This is a genomic window from Streptomyces ureilyticus, assembly GCF_011045025.1.
Classification (GTDB): Bacteria; Actinomycetota; Actinomycetes; order Streptomycetales; family Streptomycetaceae; genus Streptomyces; species Streptomyces ureilyticus.
On the sequence record NZ_JAAKZX010000193.1, the window covers coordinates 1 to 17,791 of the forward strand.

A 17,791-nucleotide genomic window follows, 5' to 3' on the forward strand; every position below is an offset into this window, starting at 1 on the left:
GCGGGGCCGTGCGCCTCGCTCGCGATGATCGGGCGGCCCGGCGAGCCCTCGCCGGTCCGACGCGAGCCCCTTCGCCCGCGAGCGCCACGTCTGGCTGGGCCTGCACGCGGCGGCGACGCGCAGCCTGGCGCAGGGGTCGATGATCGTCTTCAGCTGAGGGTCACCCCAGCTGCGACAGTCCTTTCTGCAAGTCATCGAGGTTCATGACCGGGCTTACTTCGACCTTGGCGCCGAGTTGGAGGAAGAAGGGCTCGGCGAGGGACGGCAGGTCCGAGCTGTCCTGCATGTCGAAGACGAACACGCAGGAGCGCTGCCCTTCGTCGGGCATGAAGTAGGCAGCCTCCGGCTTGATCCTGTCCATGGTCCCCTTGATCAGCTCCGGCAACTTGCCCTGCCGGATGGCCTCGCTCGACTTCTCGGTGTCCAGAGTCGCCTTGAGCATGACGCGCATCGCACGCACCTCTCTTCGGGGATTCCAGCCGGTCAATTTCTGAACTTTTTTCTAGTATGTTCCGATAACGAAGACGAGGCATGTGGACCATGCGGCGTACCCGGGCTCAGTTGGACGGACGCCTGTCGGCGACGACCACGTCCGCTCCAGCAGCCATGCCTCACGCCTCCCCTGTGTCACGGTCAACCGCATGGGGTCCTTCTGCGGGACCGGGAGCGGAGAGGCGTGAGGCGGCGTCCCCTGAGGGAGAGTTGCCTGGATTCGCACGGCCATGAGGCCTTGCGTCAAACGGCCACGGCCGAGACGTTGCCGCCGGGCAGTGTGGCGGCGTACGCATCGATGTCGTCGCGGTCGGAGGTGAGAACGCTGCCTCCGCCGTGACTGGCCGCGATGAAGACGGCCAGGGCGTCCACCGGATCGGGGCGCTTCTTCGGCGGTAGTGCAGCAGAACCGATCATGTCACCGAGTGTCTTCCAGCCTTCGATATTCACTCCTCCCGCACAGGGGAGACAGCGCGGCGGAAGACCGTCGGCGTAGCGGGCCCTGTCAACGGGGTACACGAAGACATCGGCGAGGAGACGCTTCCAGGCGTAGGCCGTTTTCGGGCTTGTCCGCCATGCCTGTGAAAGGGCGGGACCGGGGACGATCGGCTTGTGGCCGCCGGCCGTGACGAACCCCTTGTGCAGGATGTGCGCCCGGCGATCCTGGTCGACCAGCGCCATCAGCATGCCCGTGTCGTACACGACCACGTTCACGCGGCGGCCTCGTTGTGCGGTGCAGAGCCGAGAATCGCGTCGACCTCCGCCTGCTCCCTCTCTGTCGGCTCGATGTCGTCGCCTGCCCAGACACCCGTACCAGCTTGCTCCTCAGCCTCCGTGCGCGCCTTCTGGAAGGGCTCGAAGATCTCCCTGACCCGATCCTGCTGGTCCATCTGCGCCTGGGCGGCGATCGCCAGGAACGTGGAAACGTCGAGTCCGGCGTCTGCGGCGTGCTCCCTTATCCGGTCACGCACCTCGGCCGGCATGCTGATCGAGAAACGTACAATCGCCATGCCAATATCGTAACACCAAGTGTTACGCAGCTGGAGTCCATGCCTGCACCGCCGCAACGACGACTTCTTCATTTGGAAACCAGGTGCGATTCTTCTGACTCACACGGAGTGGGGGAGGCCCCTAGTGAGGCAAGAAGTGAACCCGGAGGAGCAACTGCGGGTCATCGACGGCGCTCCCGTACTCGGCAAGGCCGCCTCGGCCGGTGAACGCTGGCTCGGGGCGGCGTCCGTTGCCGCGCTCTTCGCAGGCCTGGTGGCGACCAGCACCAGCGACGTGTCCACGCTCGTGGACTGCTGCGTTCTGCTGGCGGCGCTCACTCTGATCCTCCGCTGGAGGTGGTTCCACCTACGGGCACCCAGGCGAAGGCCGCACACAAAGGCGGAGGAGCGAGTTGCCTTCTTCGCGCCCGTGGCACTGGCGGCCCCGGCGTCCACGATGCTGGGAAACAGCGCCACCGACCTCACCGCGGCCTTTGTGATGACCGCGATTCCTTCGGCGGTGCTGGCCGGCTACCTCGTCCTGCGCTGGAGGCGCTAGCGTGACGACGCAGCCACGCGCCCGCCTGTCGACGCGGCAACTGGGCATCCTGGAGAGAGAAGGCCTGGTCGAGATCGCGAAGTTCCGCGAGCGACGGCACGCCGCCACGAGAGTCAGGCTCTCCCCTACGGGACGCGACCGCTTCAACGACTACCTCGACGGACTGCGTAAGGTCGTGCAGTCCAACGTCGAGTAGAACACCGAACGCCGTGGAACGTACCCATGAGCCCGCGTGGACGACGCATTGATGTTCGTGCCGCCCACCGAGATCGATGGTGAGCGTGCCGTCCTCGTCCCGCCGTACGGGCTTGCTGGTTACACGACTTACCTGCATCCGGGGTTCGCTCATCAAGCCGGCCACCCCCATGGGCACCGACACCCGGCGCACGACGGGCTCGACGATGCGATGCCCATGGATCACCTGCGGCCCGACGTCGATCCCGTCGAGCGCGAGCACCAGCGCTCTACGACGCATGCGCTGCTCATGCGCGATCAGGTAGGGACGGACGCGGGAGGCGGGGCGGCATGCGGGCGCGGTTGCCGTTCTACGAGACCGCAGCGGGTACGGCGGCAAGGCGGGGATCTCGGCACCGGCGACGAGGAGCCGGTAACCGGCGGTCGCCGCGCCAGGGCCGACGCGGGGATGGGGACGAGTGCGCGCAGGAGGGCGGCCGACGGGGCCTGGTGCGCGGCGTGCGACGGCCGACGTGCACAGAGTCGGCCGCCGCACGGCTGCCTCTTGGAGGCAGCGGATGGCGTCTTAGATGAACGAGTTGATCTCGATCGTCTCGTCGCGGCCCGGGCCCACGCCGATTGCCGAGATCGGGGCGCCTGAGAGCTCCTCCAGGGACTTGACGTAGGACTGGGCGTTCTTGGGGAGGTCCGCGAACGTCTTGGCCTTGCTGATGTCCTCGGACCAGCCGGGGAGCATCTCGTAGACCGGCTTCGCGTGGTGGAAGTCGGTCTGGGAGTACGGGAGTTCCTCCACTCGCTTGCCGTCGATCTCGTACGCCACGCAGACCGGGATCTGCTCCCAGCCGGTGAGGACGTCGAGCTTGGTGAGGAAGAAGTCGGTGAGGCCGTTGACGCGGGTCGCGTAGCGGGCGATGACCGCGTCGAACCAGCCGCAGCGGCGGTCGCGGCCCGTCGTCACGCCGCGCTCGCCGCCGATGCGGCGCAGGGCCTCGCCGTCCTCGTCGAAGAGTTCGGTGGGGAAGGGGCCGGCGCCGACCCGGGTTGTGTAGGCCTTCAGGATGCCGATGACCCGGCTGATCTTCGTCGGGCCCACGCCCGCGCCCGTGCAGGCGCCGCCCGCGGTCGGGTTCGAGGAGGTCACGAAGGGGTACGTGCCGTGGTCGATGTCCAGGAGCGTGCCCTGGCCGCCCTCGAAGAGGACCACCTTGTCGGCCTCCAGGGCCTGGTTGAGGACCAGGACGGTGTCGGCGACGTACTGCTCGATCTGCGCGGCGTAGCCCAGCAGTTCGTCCACGACCTGGCCGACGGCGATCGCTCGGCGGTTGTAGAGCTTGGTCAGGACCTGGTTCTTGATGTCGAGGGCCGCCTCGACCTTCTGGGTCAGGATCGACTCGTCGTACAGGTCCTGGACTCGGATGCCCACGCGGTTGATCTTGTCGGCGTACGTCGGACCGATACCCCGGCCGGTCGTGCCGATCTTCCGCTTCCCGAGGAAGCGTTCCGTCACCTTGTCCACGGTGACGTTGTACGGCGTGATGATGTGAGCGTTTCCGCTGATCAGCAGCTTGGACGTGTCGACGCCGCGCTCGTTCAGACCGCTCAGCTCGGAGAGCAGGACCGACGGGTCGACGACGACACCGTTACCGATGACCGGCGTGCATCCGGGCGAGAGGATTCCGGAAGGGAGGAGATGCAGGGCGTACTTCTGATCGCCCACGACCACCGTGTGGCCGGCGTTGTTGCCGCCCTGGTAGCGCACCACGTAGTCCACGGATCCACCGAGCAGGTCGGTGGCCTTTCCCTTGCCTTCGTCACCCCACTGAGCACCGAGCAGCACAAGTGCGGGCACAGGCGTACACCCCTTCCGGGTGGGGCATGTCCAAGGTCAGGGGCGTACGCTGCACGGCTTGTGCCGCGTACACCGGCGACCTTCGTTGGCCGCGACCCGTCGGACCGGATGCCCCGGAATAGACGAAGCCCCTGGCGCAATAGCGCAAGGGGCTCTTGCACAAAGATGCTACCCGAGGAAGCGAGGCATGACCGAGGTGGCGGCTTCCGACCAGCTTCTGGTGGTCATCGACCCGGTCGCCCGTCGCGATGACGGTGAGTCGGTACGGATCGCGAAAGACGTGCTCAGCGCGGGTGCGACCACGAAAGTATGCCTCCCCGACGGGCCCGAGGAATTCGCCAGGGCACTGCGTCGGCGAGGGTCCCGGCGGCCCGTCGTGGTGGGGGACGATCGTGCCCTGCTGCGTGCGGTGTCCGTTTTGCACCGGCAGCGGGAGCTGGCTGGATGTGCGCTGTCGGTCGTACCGGTGGGCGGTGCCCTCTCGCTCGTACGGTCCCTGGGGGTGCCCACGGGAGCGGTGGCGGGGGCCCGCGCCGTGCTGGATGGGGCCGAGCGGCGGCTGGACCTGCTCGTCGACGACAGCGACGGGGTGGTGCTGGGCGCGCTGCGGATCCCGCCGCTCGCCGTGCGGCCGGGGGCGGGGTCGGGCACGGGGACGGACGAGGAGGACGCGGAGACGGAGGCGGAGGCCGAGCAGGCGACGTCCAGTCACTCTTGGCTGCGTACCTGCCAGTCCCTCGTCCGCACGCTGGTGCCCGTACGCCCGCCCCGGGCCCCCTCCGCGAACGGCGGCGACGGGCCGTCCCGGCTGCGGGTCGAGGTCGACGGGGTGACGCTGGTGGATCTGGACCAGCCGGTCGAGGGGGTGTCGGTGGCGCCGGGGGACGCGGGCGTGGCTGAGGTCGAGGTCCGCCCGCTGTCCGTGGGCGCCGAGGCCTCACCGCTCATGGCCCGGGGCAGGACCGTCACCGTGTCGGGCGCGCACTTCCGGTACAGGGCGGACGCGCTGGTGTCGGGGCCGGTACGGACCCGGACGTGGACGGTGCGGGCAGGGGCGTGGGGGCTTACGTTGCCGGTGGCGTGAGCGGCACGGTCGCAGCGGTCAGCCGGTGGCGTGAACGGCGCGGTTCCCGCGGTCAGCCGGCGCCGAAGCGCTCCTCCCGGTGGATCCGCCAGCGCTCCATCATCTTGATGAGCTCGCCCTCCATGAACTCGAAGAACGCCAAGGTCTCGGCGATGCGGCGGCCGGCTGGGCTTTCGGGGCCGAGGCCGTCGACACCCTCCCGCAGGGTGTACTCCCACCGCTTGAGCACCGCGTCCCGGTTGCTCACCGCCTCGTACCACTGGTTGCTGTGCACGCGGTAGCGCTCGCGCCGGGAGCCGGGTTCACGCTCGCGCGAGACCATGTGCTGCTGGGCGAGATAGCGCACCGCTCCGGAGACGGCGGCGGGGCTGATCTGGAGCCGTTCGCCGAGTTCGGCGGAGGTCATCGCCCCGGAGTCGGAGGCGAGCAGCGCCGCGAACACCCGGGCCGCCATCCGCTGCATCCCGGCCTCGACCAGCTGCGCGGCGAAGCTCTCGACGAACTTCGAGACCGCCTCCGGGTCCCGCCCCGCCTCACTCGGTTCGGTCATCGCTCGATCATCTCCGCCCTCTTCGCTGCTCAGCGCCGCTCAGTGCGCCATGGCCGATTCTAGTCACCCGTTTTAACACTTCCTTAACTTCACAAATTTGTGAAACTAGCGTACGTTCAAAATCATGACGCAGGCAATTACTGTCTCCGGACTACACAAGTCGTTCGGCAAGACTCACGCGCTGGACGGCCTCGACCTGAACGTCGAGACCGGCGAAGTCCACGGCTTCCTCGGCCCCAACGGCGCCGGGAAGTCCACCACCATCCGCGTCCTGCTGGGCCTGCTGCGCGCCGACGCCGGCACAGCGCAACTGCTCGGCCGGGACCCCTGGGCCGACGCGGTGGAGCTGCACCGGCATCTCGCCTACGTTCCCGGTGATGTCGAGCTGTGGCCCAACCTCACCGGCGGCGAGGCCATCGATCTGCTCTCGCGGCTCCGCGGAGGCGTGAACCGGCAGCGCCGGGACGAGCTCATCGAGCGCTTCGACCTCGACCCGACCAAGAAGGGGCGCGCGTACTCGAAGGGCAACCGGCAGAAGGTCGCCATCGTCGCCGCGCTCGCCTCCGACGCGGAACTCCTGTTGCTCGACGAGCCGACCGCGGGCCTCGACCCGCTCATGGAGGTGGTCTTCCAGGACGTCATCTTCGAGGCGAAGGCCGCTGGCAAGACCGTCCTGCTGTCCAGCCACATCCTGGCCCAGGTGGAGAAGCTCGCCGACCGCGTGAGCATCATCCGGCTCGGGAAGATCGTGCAGTCGGGCACGCTCGGCGAGATGCGGCACCTGACCCGTACGACGATCGAAGCCGAGACCGAGACCCCGGCCACCGGGCTGGAAGAGCTGCCGGGCATCCACGACGTGCGGACGGACGAGGGCAGGGTGCGATTCGCCGTCGACGGCGGCCGGCTCGACGGCGCGGTCCGCAAGCTGACCGAGTTCGGCATCCGCAGCCTGATCAGCCACCCGCCGACGCTCGAAGAACTCATGCTGCGCCACTACGGCGACGAACTCTCCGCCAACGGGCACAGCAACGGCAACGATGATGGCAGCGGCATCGGCAAGTCCACTGCCGCGAGTGACGGAGCCGTCCGATGACCACCGCAACCGCCACCACCCAGGCGCCCGCACCCGCCGGCGCCGCAGCGGGCGGCAACACACTGGCCGGGACCCGCACGCTGATCCGATTCAACCTGCGCCGGGACCGCGTCCGGCTCCCCGTGTGGATCCTCGCTCTGTTCCTCGGCACGCTCGCGACGGCCGGCAACTACAAGGAGCTGTACGCCGACCCGAAGGACCGCGCAGGCGTCGTCGAGACCATGGACAGCCCGGCCGGACTCGCCATGTCCGGACCGCGGCACTACCTCGACGACTACAACTTCGGCTCGATGCTGGGCCACCAGATGCTCGGCTTCATGGCCGTGCTCGTCGGGCTGATGAGCGTCCTGATCATCACCCGGCACACCCGCACCGAGGAGGAGACGAACCGCGCCGAGCTGGTGCGTTCCACCGTCGTCGGCCGTCATGCCCACCTGGCGGCCGCGCTCTGCGTCGCGGTGCTCGCCAATCTCGTACTGGCACTGCTGCTGGCCTTCGGCCTCAGCGGCATGGGCATCGACGGCATCGACCTGAGCGGCTCGCTGCTCTACGGCTTCGACCACGCGGCCGTGGGCATCGTGTTCGCCGCCGTCGCCGCGATCACCGCGCAGATCACCGCGCACTCGCGCGGCGCCTCCGGTATGGCGCTCGCGGTCATCGGCGTCGCGTACGTCCTGCGCGCCGCCGGTGACGTGGGCAGCAATGGCGCCCTGTCCTGGCTGTCGCCGATCGGCTGGGTGCAGCGAACGTACGTCTACGTCGACAACCGCTGGTGGCCGCTGCTGCTCTGCCTGGCGCTCGCCGTGCTCTGCGCGGCCGCGGGCTTCGTGCTCTCCACCAGGCGGGACGTGGGCGCGGGCCTGCGGGCGACCCGGCTCGGCCGGCCGGTCGCCTCCGATGCGCTGGGCCGGCCGTTCGGCTTCGCGCTGCGGCTGCACCGCGGCATGCTCATCGGCTTCGGAGCGGGTCTCTTCCTGATGGGCGTGATGTACGGGTCGATCCTGGGCGACGCCGAGGACATGTTGCAGGACATCGACGAGATCCAGGAAGCTCTGCAGGAGATCGGCGGCGCCACCATCGCCGAGTCCTTCGCCTCGATGGTCATGGTGATCATCACGGTCGTCGCCGTGGTGTACGTGGTGATGGCGGCGCTGCGGCCGCGCGCCGAGGAGACCTCGGGCCGGGCCGAACCGCTCCTCGCGACCGGCCTTTCCCGTACGCGCTGGGTGGGCAGCCACCTCGCCGTGGCCATGACCGGCGGTACCGTCCTGCTGCTCCTGGCCGGGCTCGGCTTCGGCATCTCGGGAGCGGCCTCGACCGGTGACAGCGGGCTGTTCCTGAAGCTGGTCGGCGCGGCGCTGGCGTACGCGCCGGCGCTGTGGGTCACCGTCGGGGTCGCGGTCGTGTTCTTCGGCTGGTTCCCGCGCGCGAGCGCGGCAGCCTGGATCGTTCCGGTGTACGCGTTCGTCGTCGGCTACCTGGGCCAGATCCTGCAGTTCCCGGACTGGATGAACAACCTCTCCCCCCTCGGCCACGTTCCACAGTTGCCGGCCGCGGACCTGAGCTGGACCCCGCTGGTGCTCCTCACCCTGATCGCGGCGGCCCTGGTGTGGCTGGGCCTGGAGGGCTTCCGACGAAGGGACCTTGAGACGAATTGACTTCCGCTCCCCGGGCTAATGCCCGGGGATTCCTACCACGGTCGGCTGACCGTCTCGGTGGGTTCCTGCTTCATCGCGCTGGGCCGGTACGAGTACCGGTCTTACTTGCGCTCGACAGGCTGTCACCGCCAGTCCGGCGGCCTTGGCGGCGTTGACCGCCGCGTTGATGTCCCGGTCGAGGACGGCCCCGCAAGCCCTGCATTCCCACACGCGGATATGCAGGGGCTTGGGGCCGTCCTTGACGCCGCACTGCGAGCAGACCTGGGAGGTCGGCTCGAACCGTCCGATGCGGTGGAAGCTGCGGCCGAACTTCGCGGCCTTGTACTCCAGCATCGTCACGAACGCGGACCATCCGGCGTCGTGCACGGACTTGGCCAGGCGCGGTCGAGTTCAACGGCGAGAACAACCACGTCCACCTGCTCGTGAACTTCCCGCCGAAGGTTGCCCTGTCCAAGCTGGTCAACAGCCTCAAGGGCGTCAGTTCCCGCAGGCTCCGCCAGGAGTATCCGGAACTGGTCCGGCACTACTGGCGGGCACAGCGCCTGTGGTCCGGCTCCTACTTCGCCGGGTCAGTCGGCGGGGCTCCACTGTCGGTCGTGAAGCAGTACATCGAGCAGCAGAACCGGCCCGTCTGAGCTGAGATCAACAGTGCGGACCCGTGCGCACAGCGCGCGTCAGAGCACTTCTCAGAATCGCTTCACCACCGGCTGAAGCCCGGTGCACTGCGATTAGCCTTAGACCCGGTAGCGGCAGCGCCGTGGCGTGCCGGGAACTCCCTGGTGCGCGTGGCGCGTCCCTTGAGGGCATGGAGCGAGGGGAAAGCGCGGCGTCCTGTGGGGGATGTGTCCTGGCGGTGGCCGGGGCGTCGGCGGCAGCACTCGTCTGGGCCTCCTCGGAGCGTACGCGGCTGCACATGGGCGGCGGTTTCGAGGGCGAGGGCACCGACTACAGCGTGCTGCTCACCGAGCTGCCGCTCGTCGTGGCAGCCGGAGCCGCCCTCCCCGCCCTCGTCTGTGCGCTGCTGATACGTGTGGTGCGCAGGCGCCGCCGGGCCGCGGCCGCCGCTACCGCCACGGCCACGGAGTCAGAGCTCCACGAGTAGTTCCTTCAGCCCGCGGATGACGAAGTTCGGCTTGCGCTCCGGCTCGGCGGCCAGCCGGAGTGTCGGCGCACGGTCGAGCAACGCGCCCAGGGACGCGGCCAGTTCGATACGGGCCAGGGGTGCGCCGATGCAGTAGTGGATGCCCGCGCTGAACGAGATGTGCGGGTTCTCCTGCCGGGCGAGGTCGAGCTCCCCGGGGCGGGTGAACACCGCCGGGTCGTGATTGGCGGAGCCGAAGAGCATCGCCACCTCGCTCCCCCGCGGAATCACCGTGCCGTCGATCTCGATCTCGTCCAGCACCCACCGTTCGAAGAGCTGGAGCGGGGTGTCGTAGCGCATCAGTTCTTCCACAGCTGTGGACAACAGTCCGCGGTCGGCGCGGAGAGCCGCCAGCTGGTCGGGGTTGCGGAACAGCGCCCACCAGCCGTTGACCGTGGCGTTCACCGTCGCCTCGTGCCCCGCGTTGAGCAGCAGAACGCACGTGGAGATCATCTCCTGCTCGGTCAGCCGGTCGCCCTCCTCATACGCCTCGATCAGCCCCGAGATCAGATCGTCGCCCGGCTCCTTGCGCCGAACCGCGATCAACTCCCGCAGATACTCGGTGAATTCGACCGACGCCCGCACCGCCTTCGCCGCCGTCTCCTCCGACGGATTCAGCTCGTACATCCCGCAGATGTCCGCCGACCAGGGCCGCAGCGGCGCCCGGTCGGACTCCGGGATCCCCAGCATCTCGGCGATCACGGCGACCGGCAGCGGCTCGGCGACCGCCGTCAGCAGATCGCCGCCACCATCGGCCACGAGGCTCGCGACCAGCTCGTTCGCCAGCCTGTGGACATACGGGCGCAGCCCTTCGACCGTACGCGGCGTGAACGCCTTCGACACCAGGCGCCGGATCCGCGTGTGGTCCGGCGGCTCCAGGTCGAGCATGCCGTGGTCGTTCAGCACATGAAACGGCTCATGCTCGGCCGGCGGCGCCGTCCGCCCGAAGTCCTCGTGCGTGAACCGGTGCTGATACGTCCGCCCCAGCCGCCGGTCCCTCAGCAACGCCGACACATCCGCATGCCGCGGCACCAGCCACTGCTTCGTGGGCTCGAAGTAGTGCAACCGCCCGCGGGCACGCAGTTCGGCATACGCGGGGTAGGGATCGTCGACAAACCCGGGATCCCAGGGGTCGAACGCATCGAGGGCACGGTCGGAGTCGGAAACGTCTGCCATGTCGGGACGCTAACCTGCGCCGCCGCGGCACGCCAGATCCGCCCATTTCTTGACTGAGCCCTTGTCTTAGCGCGCGCTCGAATTTCTACGGTCGCCCCATGACGAATCCGCAGCAGCAACCAGACCAGCAGTCCGCCACCAGCCGTCGCACCGCACTCGCCGGCGGCGCCCTTCTGGGGCTCGGCGCCGCCGGCACCCCGCTCCTCGCCGCGGCACCGGCCGCGGCCGCGGAGTCCGACCGCTACGCCCGAGGGTTCGCCGCGCTGCGCAGGATCGCGGGCGAACGCGCGACCGAAACGATCAAGTCGCTCCAGGACATCGCGCCGGACCTGGCCCGCTACATCGTCGAGTTCGCCTTCGGCGACATCTACCCCCGTCCCGGACTCGATCCGAAACAGCGGCAGTTCGTGACCATCGGCGCGCTGGCCGCACAGGGCGACACCGCGCCGCAACTCGACTTCCACATCGATGCGGCACTGCGGGTCGGCGTGCGCCCCGCCGAGATCATCGAAGCGCTGATCCAGATCGCTCCGTTCATGGGCTTCCCCCGGACGCTGAACGCCCTCGCCGTGGCCCGCGAGGTCTTCACCGACCGCGGCGTCACGTTCGAGCCGCCCGTCATGAAGGACCCGCGCGACCGATACGAACGCGGCGCCGAGAAGCTGGTGGAGATCGACGGGCAGCACGGTCTCGACGTGATCGAGTCGCTGAACGACATCGCCCCCGACCTCGGCCGCTACATCGTCGAGTTCACCTTCGGCGACGTCTACTACCGGCCCTGGCTCAGCCCCCAGCGACGGCAACTGGTCACCGTCGGCGCCCTGACGGCCTTCGGCGACACCGCTCCGCAACTGCGCGTGCACCTCGGCGCGGCGCTGAACCTCGGCCTGACCCCCGCCCAAGTGATCGAAACACTGATCCACACCGTGCCGTACGCCGGGTTCCCGAGGGTCCTGAACGCGGTGACCGTGGCCAGGGAAGTCTTCGAAGAACACTGACCGTTGACGCCGGGCGCCGCCGGACTCCTACCGTTGCCACATGACTTCAACAGGCACGGGCAACACGGGAACAGGCACCGGATCTGTATCCGGATCTGGCACCGGCACTGGCACTGGCACTGGCACCCGGACCATTGCCGAGACCGCCGACCTCACCGGAATGAGTGCCCACACGCTGCGCTACTACGAGCGGATCGGCCTGCTGGACAGGGTGGACCGGGGTCCGGGCGGACGTCGACGGTTCCGTGACGAGGACCTGGCGTGGCTCGCCTTCCTGACCCGTCTGCGCACCACCGGAATGCCCATCCGCGACATGCGGCGATTCGCGCAGTTTCGCAGGCAGGGCGACGCAAGCGTGCCGGCCCGCCTGGACCTGCTGCTCCAGCACCGGGAGACCGTACGGGACCGGATCGCCGAACTCACCGAATGCCTGCGCGCTCTGGACGCGAAGGTGGAGCACTACCAGGCGCTGACGGCACACATCGACGACGTCGAGGCGCGGGCCGCGAGCGACGGCGCCGAGACGGGGGCCAGAGCCACTCAAGCCAGAGCCACTCAAGAGTGAACGGGTCGGTCGCCCCTCACCCCGGCGTGACCAGCCTCGCCTCGTACGCGAACACCGCCGCCTGGGTCCGGTCCCGCAGGCCCAGCTTGACCAGGATCCGGCTCACATGGGTCTTGATCGTCGACTCGGCGACCACGAGACGCTGGGCTATCTCACCGTTGGACAGGCCCTGCGCGATGAGCACCAGCACCTCCGTCTCCCGCTCGGTGAGGTCGCCGTATGACGCCTGCGCCGTGGCCGACAACCGTGGGGCCTCGGACAGCTTCGAGAACTCCGTGATCAACCGTCTGGTGACGGAGGGCGCGAGCAGGGCCTCGCCTGCCGCCACCACCCTTACCCCGTCCGCGAGTTGGCGGGCCGAGGCATCCTTCAGGAGGAAGCCCGAGGCCCCGGCGCGCAGCGCCTGGTACACGTACTCGTCGAGATCGAACGTGGTCAGCACCAGCACCTTGGCCCCGCCGTCCGCGGCGACTATCTCCCGGGTCGCCTCGATACCGTTGAGCTCGGGCATACGGATGTCCATCAGGACCACGTCCGGAGCGAGCTCCCGCACACGGTCCACCGCGTCCCGTCCGTTGACCGCCTCGCCGACGACCTCGATGTCCGGCATCGCGCCGAGCAGTACGGAGAACCCTTCGCGGACCATCATCTGGTCATCGGCGATCAGCACCCGGATGGTCATATGGAATCCCCTGAGCTGCCCGAGGTCTCCGCGTCTGACACGGGTACCGGCAGGAATACCGTCACCTCGTACCCCCCGTCGTCCGTCTCGGCCGCCGTCATCTCTCCGTTCAGCATCGTCACCCGCTCCCGCATCCCCGTGATCCCGTGCCCGGCCCCCGGTGAGGGTTTCACCAGCTCGGTCGCCGGACCGTTGACGATCCGCACACCGAGGCCGCCCAGCACGTAGCCGATCTCCACGCGGGCCGAGGCACCAGGCGCGTGCCGCAGCGCGTTGCTCAGCGCCTCCTGGACTATTCGGTACGCGGACAGCTCTATGCCCTGCGGGAGTTCACGGACGGCTCCGGTGATCACCTTCTCGACGGTCAGGCCGGCGTTGCGCACATTGGTCAGCAGCCCTTCCAGGTCGGCGAGAGTCGGCTGCGGGGCGTCGGGGGCCTCGTAGTCCTCCGCGCGGACCACGCCGAGGACTCGGCGCAGTTCGGAGAGTGCGATCACCGCGTTCTCCCGTATGACCGCGAACGCGTGCTCCAGCTCCGGCGGCGGGTTCTCCACCCGGTAGGGCGCGGCCTCCGCCTGGATGGCGACCACCGACATGTGGTGGGCGACCACATCGTGCAGCTCGCGGGCGATGGTCGTGCGCTCCTCGAGCAGGGTCCGTTTGGAGCGCTCGTGCTCGGTCACCGTCTGCTGGGCGATCACCTGCCGCTCTGCCGTACGGCGTATGTGGACGACGGAGACGGCCAGGAGGGCCAGTGCGGAGACGAACAGCATCGGGCCGGTGGTGGAGGAGTAGTAGTCCGAGCCGGCGACGAGCTCCGCGAGGATTCCGTAGCAAGCCGTCAGGGCCCACATCCACGCGGCCGTGCGGGGACGCGTCCGGAGCGCCACGACCGTGAGCACCACCAGGTGCGCGGCAAAAGCACCGGGCGGCCACGGCCAGCCCGCAGAACCGCCGCCGCTGAGCACCGCGGCGAACGGAGTGGCCGCGATCGACGCCCAGAAGGCGGCGATGGGCCGGACCAGCGTCAGCAGGACCGGGATCAGGGCGAAGAGGGCCGCGATCATTGCGGTGGCCTCGTCGCCGTCGCTCGCGGTCCCGGCTATGGCCATCGCCAGCAAGCCGCCCGCCAGCACCACAGCGTGCGGGGTCCACCCCGCGTACACCCGCAGGCGCCCGGGCAGCCGACGGGTGATCGGGCCGTCCACGCCCATGCGCGGCAGCGGGCGGTAGGCGAACGCGTCGTGGAACAGCTCCTGCCGCAGCCCGCGCAGGGCCTCCACGGCAAGCCGGTACTCAGGAGTGCGCGACTTGGCTCCGCCCCGCGGGGGTGTCGTCTGCGTCTGGGTCGTCTCGGTCACGTTGAAAACAGTAAGCGGCGGGCGGCTCGCGGTCGTCACCAGTGAGAATGGTCCTCCGGGATCCCTCTCAGGTACTACGGGTAGCCCAGGGGATCGGCGGAATCGGCGGTTCAGTACCCGGCGGGCCGTACCAGACCCGACTCGTACGCGAACACCGCCGCCTGCGTCCGGTCCCGCAGCCCCAACTTCACCAGGATCCGGCCCACATGGGTCTTCACCGTCTGCTCGGCGACCACCAGCCGCTCGGCGATCTCGGCATTCGACAGACCCTGCGCGATCAGGGCGAGGACCTCCGTCTCGCGCTCGGTCAGCTCACCGACGCGTTCCTTGAGCGGGGCGCGGGGAGCCCCGTCGAGCTGGGAGAACCGGGCGATCAGGCGTCTCGTGATCCCCGGCGCGAGCAGTGCGTCCCCCGCGGCGACCACCCTGACCGCCTCCGCCAGCTTGTCGGCGGACGCGTCCTTCAGCAGAAACCCCGAGGCGCCCGCGCGCAGCGCGTCATACACGTACTCGTCGAGATCGAACGTGGTCAGCACCAGCACCTTGATCTGCGGAGTTTTGTCGACGATGCGGCGGGTGGCCTCGATGCCGCCGAGTTCGGGCATGCGGATGTCCATCAGGACGACGTCCGGGGCGAGTTCGGCGACCTGGGCGACCGCGTCCAGGCCGTCGACCGCCTGGCCGATCACATCGATGTCGGGCTGGGTGTTGAGCAGCACCGAGAAGCCCTGCCGGACCATCTGCTGGTCGTCGGCGATGAGTACGCGGATGCTGCCGCTCTTCATGATCGTTCTCCTGGGGAGTCTGTGGAGTTGTCGGAGGTGAGGTGGTCGGAGGTGAGGTGGTCGGGCGTCAGTTGGTCGGGCGTGGAGTCGTCGTGAGCGGAGGCGTCGAGGGTGGCGGTTCCGGCGCGGGGCAGGAAGGCCGCCACCGTGAAGCCGCCGCCGGACGTCTCCGTCGCCATGAGGGTGCCACCGAGCATCGCCGCGCGCTCCCGCATACCAAGCAGACCATGTCCCGCCCCCGGGGACGGCGGGGCGGGGCGTCGGGGCGCGGAGTTGATGACCCGGATCTGCAGGCCGCGCGGGAAGTGCGTGAGCTCCACACGCACCTCCGAACCGGGCGCATGCCGCAACGCGTTGCTCAGCGCCTCCTGGATGATCCTGTACGCGGACAGCTCCACACCCGGCGGCAACGGAAGCACCTCACCGCTGATCTCGGTGTTCACCTTCATACCGGCGGCACGGGTGTTGTCGACGAGCACGTCGAGGCGGTCGAGGGTGGGTTGTGGCGCGTCGGGGGCGGCTCCGGTACCGGGAGCGCCGATCCCGTACGGGTCCTCGGGGTTCTCCGAGCGCAGTACGCCCAGGACGTGGCGCAGTTCGGTGAGCGCCTCCAGAGCGTTCTGCCGGATGCCGTCGAGGTTCTCCCTGAGCTCGTCGGAAGGGTTCTCGACCAGGTGGGGGGCGACCTGGGCCTGGATGGAGATGACCGACATGTGGTGGGCGACCACGTCGTGCAGCTCGCGGGCTATGCGGTTGCGCTCCTCCAGGACGGTACGGCGGGCGCGCTCTTCGGCGGTGATTCCGGCCTGCTCGACGAGCTGCGTACGGGCCTCTCGGCGACCGCGCTGGGCGCTGCCGAGGAGGATGACGCCGGCGAACAAGGCCACGGCCAGCATGCCCGTAGACGAGTAGTTCGCGGCACCGATGATGCCCTGCACCACCCACGTGACCAGCGCGGTCAGGGCGAACACCTCGGCGGCCACGCGGGTGGGTACCCGCAGCGCCAGCAGGAACAGCACCACTGCGTGCGCGACCAGACCGGGCGGGCCCCACGGCCAGGGACTGTTGAACGCGGCATGATCAGCGATCAGTTGGGTGCGGGCACCCATGGCCACCACGACCGTGACCACCATCGACAGCTGCCACGCCGGGACAGGCCACCGCAGAGCCAACCCCACGGCGGCACCCTGAGCCAGCGCGCACACCAGGGCGTACTCCGTCCCCAGGTTGTAGCCGTCGCCGAACTGGTCCGCGTTGGCAATGGTGCTGCCGATCGCGACCAGGATCACCAGCCCGTGCGGCAGCCAGCGCAACCACACCGAGGGCGGCAACGGGTCCGCCTTCCCGGTCCACAGGTCCTCGCGCAGCACCCGCAGCCCCCGCGCCAGGCGCTTCTCCACCGCGCTCATCCGCACCACCCTACGCACGGCGCGCCCCCTTCGACCCGGTCCTGCCACGGTGTACGTGGACCACACGCGACAGGCGCCCACCGCGACGGCGGCGCCCCTGCTCGTAGGAGCGAAAGGCGGCCCAGCACACCATGAGGGCGAGGGCGAAGACCGGGAGCCAGGCGACGCGGGCCAGTACCCAGGCCAGGTTGTCGGGGGTGGTGTGCAGTCCCGGGAGGCGGCCCGCGAACAGGCCTGTCGCCGTGACCGACATCAGCGCCGTCTGGTGCCAGAGAAATATCGTCATCGCGGAGAGGTTGACGAACGCCACCGCCGCCCACGCCACGGGTCGCCGCATCGCCCGGCGCAACGGCTCCCGGAGCAGCAACGCCACACCGCACTGGGCCAGACCGAAGGTAACGGCGGCCAGGGTCGGCGGGTTGAGGTTGGAGACCGCGGAGCCGGGGACGCCGACCATCGACGCCGGGTAACCGGCCCACGCTATGAGCGGCGCGGTTGTCGCCGTACCGCCGATCAGCAGCACCCACCCGGAACGCCGGGTCAGCTCACCGCGCATCCAGGCCGCCCCCAGCGTGTACGGGACCAGCCAGCCCGCCATCACATTGATCCAGCCCAGCCAGGCCGGACCGCCGAACCCGAAGCGTATGAGGTCCACATGGAGAACGACGGCCAGCGGCCATAGCGGGTTGATCCGGGCAACGAGTGGGGTCAGCGCCGTCAGCCCCGCGAAGACCAGCAGGAACCACAAGGGTGACAGGACTAGTTTCAGCAACGCATGCACCGTCGGCACGCCCGTCCCTGTCACCAGCAGGCAGACCGCGGCCACCGTCCACAAGCCCAGCACGGCGGCCACCGGCCCGAAGAGGCGCGACAGCCGCGTACGCAGCCACTTCCCGTACGTGATGCCACGGGCCCGCGCCGACTCGTAACTCCTGGTCGCCACATGCCCGCCCACCAGGAAGAACACCGCGAGCGTCTGGAAGACCCAGGACACCGGGGCCAGCCATGGCATGTACGCCAGCGGGCTCGACGTACGCAGCGCGCCGCCGTCCGCGACCAGTGCCGTGACCAGCCAGTGGCCGAGCACTATGCCGAGTATCGCGAAGGCGCGCAGGGCGTCGAGGGAACGGTCGCGGTGGGGTGGGGTCGCGGTGTCGATCTGGTGGGCGGCGCGGTGGAGACGGTGGAGGGCTTCCTGGGGGAGG

The 17,791-nt window shown here is 69.2% G+C and carries 19 protein-coding genes and 2 pseudogenes; 9 read left to right on the top strand and 12 right to left on the bottom strand.

The genetic code is table 11. The features are described 5' to 3' along the window. Nucleotides 1-160: 160 nt before the first annotated feature. The 3 genes from G6048_RS37890 to G6048_RS37900 form a co-directional block, all read right to left on the bottom strand. Nucleotides 161-451, bottom strand: a complete 291-nt coding sequence (locus tag G6048_RS37890) for a DUF3303 family protein (RefSeq protein WP_165344135.1) — start codon at nt 449-451, stop codon at nt 161-163. A gap of 284 nt (nt 452-735) precedes the next feature. Continuing rightward, entirely contained in the window at nt 736-1,206 is a 471-nt protein-coding gene (locus G6048_RS37895; RefSeq protein WP_165344136.1) for a hypothetical protein, read from the bottom strand. Next, nucleotides 1,203-1,502, bottom strand: a complete 300-nt coding sequence (locus tag G6048_RS37900; protein ID WP_165344137.1) for a hypothetical protein — start codon at nt 1,500-1,502, stop codon at nt 1,203-1,205. Before G6048_RS37900 ends, G6048_RS37895 begins: the two co-directional genes overlap by 4 nt. Nucleotides 1,503-1,626: 124 nt before the next feature. Between G6048_RS37900 and G6048_RS37905 the strand changes: the two genes are divergently transcribed. Further along, a complete protein-coding gene (locus tag G6048_RS37905; RefSeq protein ID WP_165344138.1) occupies nt 1,627-2,040 on the top strand; it encodes a hypothetical protein in 414 nt (137 codons plus the stop codon). Nucleotide 2,041: 1 nt separating this feature from the next. Next, nucleotides 2,042-2,236, top strand: coding sequence for a transcriptional regulator (locus G6048_RS37910; protein ID WP_165344139.1), 195 nt, complete (start codon nt 2,042-2,044; stop codon nt 2,234-2,236). A 564-nt stretch (nt 2,237-2,800) separates the two neighbouring features. Here the strand turns inward: G6048_RS37910 and G6048_RS37915 are convergent. Further along, nucleotides 2,801-4,084, bottom strand: a complete 1,284-nt coding sequence (locus tag G6048_RS37915; protein ID WP_165344140.1) for an adenylosuccinate synthase — start codon at nt 4,082-4,084, stop codon at nt 2,801-2,803. A gap of 187 nt (nt 4,085-4,271) precedes the next feature. Here G6048_RS37915 and G6048_RS37920 point away from each other — a divergent pair, with 187 nt between their 5' ends. After that, nucleotides 4,272-5,168, top strand: a complete 897-nt coding sequence (locus tag G6048_RS37920) for a diacylglycerol kinase family protein (protein WP_165344141.1) — start codon at nt 4,272-4,274, stop codon at nt 5,166-5,168. A gap of 52 nt (nt 5,169-5,220) precedes the next feature. Here the strand turns inward: G6048_RS37920 and G6048_RS37925 are convergent, their stop codons facing one another. Next, the gene (locus G6048_RS37925; protein WP_165344142.1) at nt 5,221-5,718 is read right to left on the bottom strand and encodes a GbsR/MarR family transcriptional regulator; all 498 of its coding nucleotides are present in this window, start codon (nt 5,716-5,718) and stop codon (nt 5,221-5,223) included. 124 nt (nt 5,719-5,842) lie between these two features. Here G6048_RS37925 and G6048_RS37930 point away from each other — a divergent pair, with 124 nt between their 5' ends. Both G6048_RS37930 and G6048_RS37935 read left to right on the top strand, forming a co-directional pair. After that, the gene (locus G6048_RS37930; protein WP_165344143.1) at nt 5,843-6,811 is read left to right on the top strand and encodes an ABC transporter ATP-binding protein; all 969 of its coding nucleotides are present in this window, start codon (nt 5,843-5,845) and stop codon (nt 6,809-6,811) included. Next, nucleotides 6,808-8,469 (top strand): ABC transporter permease, encoded by a 1,662-nt coding sequence (locus tag G6048_RS37935; protein ID WP_165344144.1) that lies wholly within the window; start codon nt 6,808-6,810, stop codon nt 8,467-8,469. The genes G6048_RS37930 and G6048_RS37935 overlap by 4 nt, the downstream gene beginning before the upstream one ends. Before the next feature lie 15 nt (nt 8,470-8,484). Here G6048_RS37935 and G6048_RS37940 read toward each other — a convergent pair. After that, a pseudogene (locus G6048_RS37940) lies at nt 8,485-8,856 on the bottom strand (zinc ribbon domain-containing protein); the annotation flags it as partial. On the opposite strand from G6048_RS37940, the pseudogene tnpA reads away from it, so the two are divergent. Further along, nucleotides 8,856-9,104, top strand: a pseudogene (gene tnpA, locus G6048_RS37945) (IS200/IS605 family transposase); the annotation flags it as partial. The pseudogenes G6048_RS37940 and tnpA overlap by 1 nt on opposite strands. Before the next feature lie 170 nt (nt 9,105-9,274). Beyond that, nucleotides 9,275-9,571 carry a hypothetical protein gene (locus G6048_RS37950; protein ID WP_165344145.1) on the top strand — a complete coding sequence of 99 codons (297 nt, stop codon included), beginning with the start codon at nt 9,275-9,277 and terminating at the stop codon, nt 9,569-9,571. Here the strand turns inward: G6048_RS37950 and G6048_RS37955 are convergent. Beyond that, nucleotides 9,554-10,786, bottom strand: a complete 1,233-nt coding sequence (locus G6048_RS37955; protein WP_165344146.1) for a cytochrome P450 — start codon at nt 10,784-10,786, stop codon at nt 9,554-9,556. The two genes, G6048_RS37950 and G6048_RS37955, sit on opposite strands and share 18 nt — an antisense overlap. Before the next feature lie 98 nt (nt 10,787-10,884). Here G6048_RS37955 and G6048_RS37960 point away from each other — a divergent pair, with 98 nt between their 5' ends. Together G6048_RS37960 and G6048_RS37965 are read left to right on the top strand one after the other, a co-directional pair. After that, a complete protein-coding gene (locus G6048_RS37960; RefSeq protein WP_165344147.1) occupies nt 10,885-11,784 on the top strand; it encodes a carboxymuconolactone decarboxylase family protein in 900 nt (299 codons plus the stop codon). 160 nt (nt 11,785-11,944) lie between these two features. Continuing rightward, on the top strand, nt 11,945-12,349 hold the full coding sequence (locus G6048_RS37965) for a MerR family transcriptional regulator (protein WP_165344148.1): 405 nt from the start codon (nt 11,945-11,947) through the stop codon (nt 12,347-12,349). Nucleotides 12,350-12,365: 16 nt separating this feature from the next. Here G6048_RS37965 and G6048_RS37970 read toward each other — a convergent pair whose 3' ends face one another. From G6048_RS37970 to G6048_RS37990, 5 genes are all read right to left on the bottom strand, one after another. Beyond that, nucleotides 12,366-13,031, bottom strand: coding sequence for a response regulator (locus G6048_RS37970; RefSeq protein WP_165344149.1), 666 nt, complete (start codon nt 13,029-13,031; stop codon nt 12,366-12,368). Next, nucleotides 13,028-14,392, bottom strand: a complete 1,365-nt coding sequence (locus tag G6048_RS37975; protein ID WP_165344150.1) for a sensor histidine kinase — start codon at nt 14,390-14,392, stop codon at nt 13,028-13,030. Before G6048_RS37975 ends, G6048_RS37970 begins: the two co-directional genes overlap by 4 nt. A 110-nt stretch (nt 14,393-14,502) precedes the next feature. After that, complete coding sequence (locus tag G6048_RS37980; protein WP_165344151.1) at nt 14,503-15,177, bottom strand: response regulator; 675 nt, start codon at nt 15,175-15,177, stop codon at nt 14,503-14,505. Continuing rightward, nucleotides 15,174-16,586, bottom strand: coding sequence for a sensor histidine kinase (locus G6048_RS37985; protein WP_165344152.1), 1,413 nt, complete (start codon nt 16,584-16,586; stop codon nt 15,174-15,176). The genes G6048_RS37980 and G6048_RS37985 overlap by 4 nt, the downstream gene beginning before the upstream one ends. 10 nt (nt 16,587-16,596) lie before the next feature. Continuing rightward, nucleotides 16,597-17,791: acyltransferase family protein (locus tag G6048_RS37990; RefSeq protein WP_235990890.1), on the bottom strand; the 1,195-nt coding region annotated here is incomplete at its 5' end.